The organism is Lyngbya sp. CCY1209 (assembly GCF_035615495.1).
Classification (GTDB): Bacteria; Cyanobacteriota; Cyanobacteriia; order Cyanobacteriales; family Microcoleaceae; genus Limnospira.
On the sequence record NZ_JAJENU010000181.1, the window covers coordinates 1 to 10,076 of the forward strand.

A 10,076-nucleotide genomic window follows, 5' to 3' on the forward strand; every position below is an offset into this window, starting at 1 on the left:
TCGGTTCTAGAGCCTGGAACTAGCAAGCATTCCAGGGTAGGACTTTAACTCTTGCTCTGAACGTAGCCAGTTAAGGCGATAGCTGGTCAGCTACCTGAAGGGGGGCACGAAGCCCCCGTGCTTCAGCCGGGGGTGCTGACGATTCCTCAATCTCCACAATTTTAACTTTCAGTCGCCCCCGAGCCAGTTTGACGGTCAACTCCTGGCCGAGTTCCACCTCTTGGGCCGTCCGCACCACAGACCCGTCCGCCCTGTGAACGACGGCGTAGCCCCGGTTGAGACGGCTTTGGGGGTCGAGGGCCGCCAATTTCTGCCTGAACAGTTGCAGGCGGTTCCCCTCCCATTCCCAGCGCCGCTCCAGGGCTCTCAGGAGCCGCTGTTGCAGGTGGCGGCATCGTTCCGATTCTAGGTCAAGTTTGCGATCGAATGCCGTCCGCAGCGATCGCGCCCGCTGCCCGTGGGCGAGAGCCAGTTGTTCGAGGTCGGGAACCGCCCGCTCCGCCGCCGCCGTGGGGGTGTGGGCGACGGCATCGGCGACCCAATCGGCCAGGGATTCGTCCCGCTGGTGGCCGATGCCGGTGATGACGGGAATGGAAGATTGAGCGATCGCCCGCACCACCCGTTCGTCATCGAAACCGGACAGATCCTCTGTCGCCCCGCCCCCCCGGGCTAAAATTAGCACCTCGGCCCGTCCGTCCCGATTCGCCCGGGCGATAGCCTCCGCGATGGATGCCGGCGCCCGTTCCCCCTGGACGATCGCCGGGGACAACAACACCCGCAAACCCGGATACCGATGGCTTAAAGTCCGTTGAATGTCGCCCCACGCCGCCGCCTGGGGGGACGTGACCACCGCAACAATTTGCGGGTGGGGGGGGAGCGATCGCTTCCGTTCCGGGTCGAAAAGCCCTTCCGCTTCCAGGCGCGATCGCAGTTGTCGAAGGCGGAGGGCCTGCAATCCCTCTCCCCCCGGCAACACTTGCACGACGGTCAGTTGATATTCCCCCCGCTTGGGATAGAGGCGGATATTCCCCAAAACGATGACCTGTTCGCCCTTCTGGGGCTGCTGCGCGAGGCGGTCGCGCTGGCTGTTCCACACCACGCAATCCACCGCCGCGGAGCCGTCGGACTCGGAGAGGGTGAAAAACAGGCCGCTGCGGTGGAAATTGGCGCTCGACACTTCCCCGATCACCCACACCGACCGCAGGTTGGGGTCACATTCCAAGAGCTCTCGAAGGTAACTCGTCAGTCCGGCGACGGATAGGGCATGATGGACGGAAGACACAATGGCTGTGGAGTCGGGTGGTAAATTCATGATGAAACGTCGCGATAACGGGAGCTTGAGTGCGATCGAAGCTTAAACACTTCCCTAAAATTACATGGTATGAAAAAACGACAGATGGAGGCAATCACCGTGACATCCGATCGCTTCAAAGCCCTGACGAATCAGCGAAATGCCGAGGCGGGCGTCCTGCTGACGCGGTTGATCGAGGCGGAATGGCATCGCTTGCTCCGAGAACTCGACGCCCTCGACATCGATTCCGGCGACGTGGCCAGAGCGGCCCGTTTGGTCGGACAGTACCAAATCCTCAACAAACTGATGGCCGCCCTTTCGGAGGGGAGTTTGGCATCGGACTACGAAATCGAGGCCCAGTGGCGATCAAAACTGCTCGAACGGGTGGTGGAAGGCTTCGGACTCGACATCAACTCCCCCCAACCTCCCCCGAGGTACAGGAGTTTCGCCCAACAGGTCGCCGAAGCCTGCGGCTTGGAAGTCGTTCGAGACTAACAATTAACAATTAAAAATCAACAATTAATAATTAATAATTAATAATTGTTAGTTTTTTCCAACTCCCTAATACCGACTCCCGACTCCCTTTCTTAACGTTCTTGGACGAGGACGAAGGGCTGCACGATCAGGGCGTGGAACCGTTTGCTCTGGTCGCCGTTCCAGGCGGAAATTTGTTCGGCGGTGGGTTTGTAGATCTGCTGTTCGTCGATCCAGCTTTGGACTCTGGAAACCCGATTCTCGGCGATCGCGGCGCCGACGTCGAGCAGGTCCAACTGGCGATCAACGATGACCACGGCATCCCGCTTGACGTGGGGGATCAGCCACTCCCATTCGGCTTCATCAACGCTGTCGGACAGTTGGGTTTTCAAGTCTTCTTCCATGATCTCCTGATCTCGCAACATCTGAGCCCATCACCGTCCCAAATCGAGCATCCCGTTGATTTGGTCGGCACACTGGCCCGCGATCGCTTCGAGTTCGGTTCGGGCGGTCGATTTGGGGGGATCGAGGGGTTCGCCGACCCGCACCGTGACGGGGACGGTCCGGGGCAATGGCGATCCTTTTTTCAAAATCCGGTGGGTTCCCCACAGGGAAACGGGGATCAGCGGCACTTGGGCTTTAGCCGCGATCAGGGGCGCCCCCAATTTGGGCTCCGTGATGCGCCCGTCGGGGGTGCGGGTGCCCTGCAAAAAGATGCCCGCCGCCCAACCGTCTTCCAGACAACTGAGGGCAGCCCGGATGGCGGAGCGGTCGGCGGCACCCCGTTTGACGGGATAGGCACCGTAGAGGGCGATCGCATCCTTGAGAACCGGAACTTTGAACAATTCCTCTTTGGCCATAAATGCCACGGGCCGCCTCATGCAACTGGACAAGATCGGCGGGTCGAAGTCGCTGGCGTGGTTGCTAACGATCACGACCGGGCCCGTTTGCGGCACCCGTTCGGCATTGTAGATCCGCCCGCGAAAGTAGACGTGGAGCATCGGGCTGACCACAGACCACTTGAACAGGTGGTAAAGAACTAAACTCTGCAGCGGTTCGCGATTTCTGGCCACGGGACGGTAACGACGGGGACGGTGTGAACTGGCTTTTAGCCTATCAGGTTTTGGCACATTTCCGAAAATTCCCGATTCCCGATTCCCAATTCCCCTCCCTTGAGCGCCATAGCTATGAGCACTCGCCTCGCGATCGCCGGAGGTTAACCGCCCGCGAGCCGGATATTTCGGGATTTTCGGAGATCCTGAGCGTCGGATGGGTTGCCGTATTTTGGGGCGGACGGATCGCGGCGAGTTGAAGGTAGGATCGAGATATTGGTTTTTAATTCATCATTCGTCCTGCCGTTCCGCCGTGACCTACGAACCCCTCCACCACAAATATCGTCCCCAGACCTTTGCCGATCTCGTCGGCCAGGAAGCGATCGCCCAAACCCTCACCAACGCCATCCGCACCCGGCGTATCGCCCCGGCTTACCTGTTGGCCGGCCCGAGGGGGACCGGCAAAACCTCCAGCGCCCGGATTTTGGCCAAATCCCTCAATTGCCTGAAAGCCGAAACCCCCACGGAAACCCCTTGCGGCACCTGCGAAGTCTGCCGGGGCATCGCCAGCGGCGCCACCCTGGATTTCGTGGAAATCGACGCGGCCAGCAATACCGGCGTTGACAACATCCGGGATCTGATCGAGCGGAGTCAGTTCGCCCCGGTTCAGTGCCGGTATAAAGTGTATGTGATCGACGAATGCCTGACCGGGGATGCCCTCGTCCTGAGCGATCGCGGATTGATGCGGATCGACGATCCGACCCTCCGATATCGCCAAGTTCTCAGTTATAACGACTCGATCCGGGAGTGGGAATGGAAACCCGTCCGCCGCTGGCTCGATCGCGGGACCCGCGGGACCTTTGAAATCCGGACGACTCACGCGACAATCAGATGCACCGGAAATCATCTGATTCGGACCCATAAAGGATGGATAGCCACCCGAGATCTCGCCCCGGGAATGAAGATACTCTCCCCCGTCGCTACAGAGGCGGCATACTGTGGCTCACCCCGTCCCCAAATGACCTCCGGTATCGGGCGACCGGCGATCGCAACTGCCTCCGGGACCTCCATTCCGACGCCATTCCAGAAATGGAATACAAATTTGGAAACGATCGCATCTGTCCGCCCCGTTGGAGTTGAGCCGGTCTACGATATCGAAGTCGCAGATCACCATAACTTCGTGGCGAACGGTCTGCTGGTTCACAATTGCCATATGCTGAGTACGGCGGCCTTCAACGCCCTCCTCAAAACCCTGGAAGAACCGCCCGATCGCGTCGTCTTCGTCCTGGCCACCACGGACCCCCAGCGGGTCCTCCCCACCATCATTTCCCGCTGCCAGCGGTTCGACTTCCGCCGCATCCCCCTCGACGCCATGACCGAGCATTTGCGGGCGATCGCGCAAACAGAACAGATCCCCATCGTCCCGGAAGCGGTGTACATGGTCGCCCAGATCGCCCAGGGGGGACTGCGGGACGCGGAAAGCCTCCTCGACCAACTCAGCCTGCTGTCGGGGGAAATCGACGTGGAGCGAGTTTGGGACTTGGTGGGGGCCGTGCCCGAACGGGATCTGATGGCCCTGTTGCGAGCGATCGCCGCCCACGACGCCACCGCCGTCCTGGACCGCACCCGCGAGCTCCTCAACCGGGGCCGGGAACCCCTGATCGTCCTGCAAAATCTGGGGGAATTTTACCGGGACCTGTTGATCGCCAAAACGGCGCCCGCGCGCGGGGATCTGGTGAGACTCACCGGCCCCACCTGGGAGGAGTTGTGTCAGTTCGCCCAAAATTGCGATCGCGAGATCATCCTCGCCGGACAGAAACACCTCCGCGACAGCGAAGTTCAGATCAAAAACACCACCCAACCCCGCCTGTGGCTGGAAGTGACCCTGCTGGGACTCCTGCCCGACGCCCTGCGACCCGCCGCCGTCGCCCCCGCCGCCATTCCGATGCGATCGCTCTCCCCATCCCAAACCCAGTCCCAATCCCAAACCCAAAGCATTCCATCGAGCCCGTCCCAGTCCCAATCCCAAACCCAAAGCGTTCCATCCGGCAGATCGGAACCGAAACCCGCCCCGCCACCCAAACCGGCGCCGCCGCCACCGCAACCCGCACCCCAACCGGAACCCGCCCCCGCTGTCGCCGAGATTTCCGAATCTCCGGCAGATGTTAATCTAGACCAAATTTGGCGGCAGATTCTCGGCGCCATCGAACAACTGGGAACCCAAGCCCTGATGCGACAACACGGCTGTTTGCGATCGTGGAATGGCAATCTGGTTTGTATCGGGATTAAAACTTCCCCACTGCTAAAAATCGCCCAGTCCAAACTCGCCAGCCTGGAAGCCGCCTGTGGGAAAGTCTTTCAAACTCCGGTTCAGGTGCGGTTGGAAGTGGGGACGGATGCCGCGCCCCCCACTCCGGCGGCAAAACCATCTGCACCTCCCCCTCCCCCGCCGCCACCTCGAAAAGAGGAACCGGAACCCCCGCCACCGCCGCCGAAAGCGGAACCCGTCGCGCCGCCGCCCGAACCGATTCCCGCCGAGTCCCCGGACGTTTCCCTTCCCCGGGACAAAGCCGATGCGGTGGCCGTCGCCTCCCAGCAACTGGCGGACTTTTTCGAGGGGGAAGTGCTGCCCCTCACCGAGGAAGAATCCGAGGTCGAAATTGAAACGGATTCTCCCGTGGGATTGGAAGAACCGCCGGAGTTTGATTCAGAGGAAGATACCGAAGAAGAGGATATTCCGTTTTAACGGGGTTTTTCCGATACTCGGCTATATAGAAACGTGCGGATATTGCGATTGATAGGATTATTAAATTCGCCGATTTTGTGCATCCCGATTTTTTCGGCAACCCGCCGGGAGGCGTGGTGGTTCCAGGGCATATTGGCGTGGAGGGCATCCAATTTTAGGGTATTGAGTCCGTAATCCGCGATCGCCCGGGCGGCTTCTGTGGCATATCCTCGCCCCCAATAGGGATGGTGGATAATATAGCCCAAATCGTTGACAACCCGCCCCGCCACGATACCCCGCAGAATCCCGCAGTCGCCGACAATGGTTCCGTCGGAATTGAGACGGATGATATATCGGCTGAAACCGTCCATTTCATAGCTGCGGCGGTTGCGATCGACCCAGGCTTCCACCTGATTTCGGGTGAAGGGGCGGGGCCAAAATTGCAGGGTCGTGGGGTCGGAGAGGATCGGAAATAGGGTCCCGACATCTGCAATTTCATAGGGTCGCAGCGTCAGGTTTTGGGTTTGAAAGTGCGCTTCCGGATTCGCCGTCATACTCCCTCCCGATCGCAGATTAAATGATAGCACATCTCGCCCTTAAACCCCCAATGCTGGGGGCTTTGAGCGAATCGAGTTTTGACCCATCATTTCACGCTGCTATATTCAACAATTTTAATTCAAAACGCCGCAAATATAGTCCCCGAAACCGCCGGACTCGAATTGAACTTCCTTCCCGTCCGATCGCACCCGGATGCGATGGCGGCAGTTGTACGTTTCGACGGGGCGAACTACCCCATCGACGCTAATTTTGGCGCGATATTCCCAGTAATATTTGGCGCTGCGTTTGAGGCTGAGAATGCAAACTTTGTGGTCGGCGATCGTCCGGCACGATACCGCCTCCGCCGGGGGTGCGATCGGCGACAGCGCACCCATCGCCCACAGGACAATCATTAATAACAGACCGAACAAAAATTTCATTTTTTTCTCAATTTGTCGGCAGGGGCGAACGGCCCAGGTCGCCGCCGTGGCGTTCCACTTCAAAGGATTCGATATTGCCTTCAAAGGTATTGTAAATGACCCGCATTTCATCGTAGCCCACCGCAGTGGAAACCCCCCGGGGTGAAGGACATTTTACCTGTAAGAGTAAGCGGAATCCGGTCTCATCTCGGTAATAAAGTTTGTCACAATTGAAGGCGATAAACCCCTCGATCGCCAGTTGATTCAAAGCCGCGATTCCCATCGGACTTTGCAAGATCTGGTCGATCGCATCCCGCGTTTCACTCGGACTCAGCGATCGCCACACTTCCTCCGCACTGGTTTGGGCGATCGTCATCTCCGCCGATAAATTCGGCCTGTCCCCGGCTTTCACCGCACCCGCAAACCCGAACAGGCATCCGGCCAGAATTGCAACTTTAAATCCGGTCAAAACCGATAATTGATGCTGATTCATCATGATTTCACACCACACCCAATTGTTGGATTACCATTCTAACGCCGAGGACGACTCAAAATCAATCAATGTTCCCCAAACTCTCAAATTGATTCCGAATCGTTATGATGATTTTAAAATTACAAATAATCGGGAAAACAGACGATAAAGGTGCTCCCTTCTCCCAACTGCGATCGCACGCCAACTGTCCCCCCCATCCCCTCAACCAGGGTTTTCACGATCGCCAAACCCAGTCCCGTTCCCCCCGCCCTTGTCCGGGCTTCATCCACCCGATAAAAGCGTTCAAAAATGCGGCTTTGATGGGACAGGGGAATTCCTGGCCCGCGATCGCACACGGCGATATCGACCCGATTTTTATGGCGGTCAGCTTTGAGTAAAATCGGCGTATCCGCTTGGGAATATTTCAAGGCATTATCGATCAGATTCAATAAAACCTGTTTGAGGCGATTTTTATCGGCTTTGATTTCCAAAAATCCATCTATTTTTTCTAGCTTGATTCTTCCCCGACTGAAAGATTGAGCCATTTCCACCACTTCCGCCATCAAATCATTGACGATAATCGGTTCGAGTTGCAGGTGCAGCGTCCCGTGATCGGCCCTGGCTAATTCCAACAAATCCTGCAACAAACGGATGGTGCGTTCCGCCTCTCCCGAGGCGGTTTCCAAGCCTTCCCGCTGCAACTGGGTGAGATTTTCTCCCCGGCGTAACGTGCTTTGTAAATAGCCGTGAACGATGGTTAAAGGTGTCCGCAACTCGTGGGAAACATTGCCGACAAATTGTCGCTGCTGTTCCCAGGCATCCGCGAGGCGATCGAGCATTTTATTGCAGGTATTGGCGAGTTGTTCGACTTCGGAGGGGGCCCGTTCCAACGTTAAACGATAGTCCGAAAGTTCCGCCGCCGAAATGGTCGCGGCCATGCGGCTGACCTGTTGCAGGGGAAGGAGCGATCGCCGGATGTACCAGGCGATCGCACTGACCAATAAAATCATGGCAAATAGACTAGCAAAAACCAGGCGATAGAGCAAAGTTATAAAAATCTTATACTCCGACGTGATATCATTGACCATGTACAGTTTACCGAAGTTATAACTGCCGATTGTAAAATCACCGCCACACAACACCCAATACCGTCCATCAATTTTAGAAACCCCCGGTTTTTTCGGCATATTGGAATAAGAAATTAGCGCATTTCGCAAGTTAGGTTGAATGTCCTGGCGAAGATTAACCGACTCGGCGATAATTTCCCCCGCTCGATTTTTGACCCAAACCAAACTCTTCTTTTCGCTGGGTTTGTCGATGACGCGCTGGACGGCGACTTCCCGGGGCATCATTTCGCTGTACAATTTGACATCGTGGGAAAATTGTTGGGCAAACTCCGCCAATTTTTCCTTATGTTGTTCGACCAATAATTGCCGGATATTCCAACTCGTCCAAGCCGTGACTCCCCCGAGTCCCACAACGGCGAACGCGACGATCCCGAAGGTCAGTTGAACTTGCAGAGAAATGGGGGGCAAGTTTACCCAAAATCTGGGACCCGTTTTGGCAATCCGTCGGATCATTTTCATCGGTTCTCTTGGTCTGTTTATCATCCCGCGATGCCGCATACTCATACTTACCCGTTTTTTTAAATTCTATAATTTCCTCGATTGTGTTACCATTATTTTGGGTAAATAACAGTTGTTTTTTAGGGGGGCGATCGCCGGGTACACCCATTCAATCTATCATAGCTGAACTGACCCTGAAGCGATTCTGAGAATTTCCTGAAAAAACAAATGTTACAATCTCGGCGAGATATAATTACTGTAAACGTGAGTCGGTCAAAACCGAAAATTGCATGGAACGTCCCAAACTCGTCGCCTACATTACCGGCGCCATTTCCATTATCCTGGCGATCGCCTATCTTCTACTGGTGAGCGTCCTTGATTTTCGGGGCGAGATGATTCCCGCCCCCCAAAGTCAGCGGCCGGCCGAGACATCCGTCGCCGCCCTTCCGACATCGACCTCAATCACACCATTTTGGTCGCTTTGATCATGTGATAGGCGATCAGAAGTTGGGTGAGGGCGAGGGGGTAGCTTTGCAGCGTTTCCCCCGTCGTCCCGACCACCGACCCGAGTTCTTGATTGCCCGTCGTGCTGCAAAAGTTTTTCAGGTTGGGCAGTTCGTTGCACAGGGTCATTTCCAACTCCTGCACCTGTTCTTGGGTGGCGTGGCTGTCCACCTCCAGCACGTCCACCGGCTTTCGCATATCGCGATCGAGTCCCAAACGCACCGCCGGACGGTGGTCAACCTGGCTTTTCGGGAGAATGTCCGTAAAGTCGGGGTGGGGGATGGTGGGCCGCAACATTAACCGCACGTTCAGCGTCGAGCTGTCTTCGCTGTCGCCGTCCGGGGGATAAAACGTGACCACCACATCGGCCCATTTCCGTTGGGGGCGAATGTAAGATTCCGAGTCCGGTTCCCGCTTCTCAAGGGCCGCGAGAACTTGTTCTTCCGTGTATCCCCGCTTGCGCGTATCCCGCTTCACCTTCCACCGCGCCCGCAGGGGTTCCGGGGGGGCGAGGTAGACTTTGACATCGTAGCAGTCCCGCGCCCCCCGCGTGGAGTAGCCCAGCAACCCTTCGACGATCACGAAGCGCTTCGGTTTGATATATTCGGGGGGTTCAAATCCTCCGGTATCGTGGTTGTAGATCGGCTTGAGGATGGGCTGTCCGGTCCGCAACATCGTCAGGTGCTGCTGCATGATATCCAAATAATTGCAGTCGGGATGGAGGGCCGTAATTCCGATCTCGGATCTCTGTTTGCGATCGTATTTGTGATAGTCGTCGGTACAAATGACCGTCACGTTATCTTCCCCCAAAATCTGGGCAATTCCTCGCGTCAAAGTCGTTTTTCCCGCCGCACTGTCCCCGACGATTCCCAAAATAATCGGACGATGACTCATATTTTCCTCTTCGTTCTCGCATAAGTGTTGCCATTCTATCGTGGAGGGATTTGAGATTTGAGATTTGAGATTCCCTGGAATTCGGGCAACCAGAGACGGTTGCCCCCACGGAAAAGAGGCAACCCTATAAGGTTGCCCCCACG

At 56.7% G+C, this 10,076-nt stretch carries 11 protein-coding genes; 3 read left to right on the forward strand and 8 right to left on the reverse strand.

Annotation, left to right across the window (positions count from 1 at the left end):
- Positions 1–70: 70 nt before the first annotated feature.
- Positions 71–1,312 carry an exodeoxyribonuclease VII large subunit gene (xseA, locus tag LKE08_RS02740; protein ID WP_324702658.1) on the reverse strand — a complete coding sequence of 414 codons (1,242 nt, stop codon included), beginning with the start codon at positions 1,310–1,312 and terminating at the stop codon, positions 71–73.
- Positions 1,313–1,381: 69 nt separating this feature from the next.
- Between xseA and LKE08_RS02745 the strand changes: the two genes are divergently transcribed.
- Positions 1,382–1,786, forward strand: a complete 405-nt coding sequence (locus LKE08_RS02745) for a hypothetical protein (RefSeq protein ID WP_324702659.1) — start codon at positions 1,382–1,384, stop codon at positions 1,784–1,786.
- Positions 1,787–1,878: 92 nt separating this feature from the next.
- Here LKE08_RS02745 and LKE08_RS02750 read toward each other — a convergent pair whose 3' ends face one another.
- Together LKE08_RS02750 and LKE08_RS02755 are read right to left on the reverse strand one after the other, a co-directional pair.
- Positions 1,879–2,169, reverse strand: a complete 291-nt coding sequence (locus tag LKE08_RS02750) for a DUF2288 domain-containing protein (protein ID WP_324702660.1) — start codon at positions 2,167–2,169, stop codon at positions 1,879–1,881.
- Between the two features lie 30 nt (positions 2,170–2,199).
- Complete coding sequence (locus LKE08_RS02755) at positions 2,200–2,838, reverse strand: lysophospholipid acyltransferase family protein (RefSeq protein ID WP_324702661.1); 639 nt, start codon at positions 2,836–2,838, stop codon at positions 2,200–2,202.
- Between the two features lie 292 nt (positions 2,839–3,130).
- Between LKE08_RS02755 and dnaX the strand changes: the two genes are divergently transcribed.
- Positions 3,131–5,563 carry a DNA polymerase III subunit gamma/tau gene (dnaX, locus tag LKE08_RS02760; RefSeq protein ID WP_324702668.1) on the forward strand — a complete coding sequence of 811 codons (2,433 nt, stop codon included), beginning with the start codon at positions 3,131–3,133 and terminating at the stop codon, positions 5,561–5,563.
- On the opposite strand, the gene LKE08_RS02765 is transcribed toward dnaX, so the two are convergent.
- The 4 genes from LKE08_RS02765 to LKE08_RS02780 form a co-directional block, all read right to left on the reverse strand.
- Positions 5,560–6,129: a GNAT family N-acetyltransferase gene (locus LKE08_RS02765; RefSeq protein WP_324702662.1), complete on the reverse strand. Its 570-nt coding sequence runs from the start codon at positions 6,127–6,129 to the stop codon at positions 5,560–5,562. The two genes, dnaX and LKE08_RS02765, sit on opposite strands and share 4 nt — an antisense overlap.
- A gap of 84 nt (positions 6,130–6,213) precedes the next feature.
- Positions 6,214–6,519: a hypothetical protein gene (locus tag LKE08_RS02770; RefSeq protein ID WP_324702663.1), complete on the reverse strand. Its 306-nt coding sequence runs from the start codon at positions 6,517–6,519 to the stop codon at positions 6,214–6,216.
- Positions 6,520–6,526: 7 nt separating this feature from the next.
- A complete protein-coding gene (locus tag LKE08_RS02775; RefSeq protein WP_324702664.1) occupies positions 6,527–6,994 on the reverse strand; it encodes a hypothetical protein in 468 nt (155 codons plus the stop codon).
- 116 nt (positions 6,995–7,110) lie between these two features.
- On the reverse strand, positions 7,111–8,556 hold the full coding sequence (locus LKE08_RS02780; RefSeq protein WP_324702665.1) for an ATP-binding protein: 1,446 nt from the start codon (positions 8,554–8,556) through the stop codon (positions 7,111–7,113).
- 269 nt (positions 8,557–8,825) lie between these two features.
- Between LKE08_RS02780 and LKE08_RS02785 the strand changes: the two genes are divergently transcribed.
- Entirely contained in the window at positions 8,826–9,020 is a 195-nt protein-coding gene (locus LKE08_RS02785; protein WP_324702666.1) for a hypothetical protein, read from the forward strand.
- Here the strand turns inward: LKE08_RS02785 and LKE08_RS02790 are convergent.
- Positions 8,998–9,933 carry a phosphoribulokinase gene (locus LKE08_RS02790; RefSeq protein WP_324702667.1) on the reverse strand — a complete coding sequence of 312 codons (936 nt, stop codon included), beginning with the start codon at positions 9,931–9,933 and terminating at the stop codon, positions 8,998–9,000. The two genes, LKE08_RS02785 and LKE08_RS02790, sit on opposite strands and share 23 nt — an antisense overlap.
- Between the last annotated feature and the right edge of the window lie 143 nt (positions 9,934–10,076).

Bases quoted from the DNA above. Each gene is read 5' to 3' on its own strand.
- LKE08_RS02780 (WP_324702665.1), bottom strand. From the start codon at position 8,556: ATGAAAATGATCCGACGGATTGCCAAAACGGGTCCCAGATTTTGGGTA.
- xseA (WP_324702658.1), bottom strand. From the start codon at position 1,312: ATGAATTTACCACCCGACTCCACAGCCATTGTGTCTTCCGTCCATCAT.
- LKE08_RS02785 (WP_324702666.1), top strand. From the start codon at position 8,826: ATGGAACGTCCCAAACTCGTCGCCTACATTACCGGCGCCATTTCCATT.
- LKE08_RS02775 (WP_324702664.1), bottom strand. From the start codon at position 6,994: ATGATGAATCAGCATCAATTATCGGTTTTGACCGGATTTAAAGTTGCA.
- LKE08_RS02750 (WP_324702660.1), bottom strand. From the start codon at position 2,169: ATGGAAGAAGACTTGAAAACCCAACTGTCCGACAGCGTTGATGAAGCC.
- LKE08_RS02790 (WP_324702667.1), bottom strand. From the start codon at position 9,933: ATGAGTCATCGTCCGATTATTTTGGGAATCGTCGGGGACAGTGCGGCG.
- LKE08_RS02770 (WP_324702663.1), bottom strand. From the start codon at position 6,519: ATGAAATTTTTGTTCGGTCTGTTATTAATGATTGTCCTGTGGGCGATG.
- LKE08_RS02745 (WP_324702659.1), top strand. From the start codon at position 1,382: ATGAAAAAACGACAGATGGAGGCAATCACCGTGACATCCGATCGCTTC.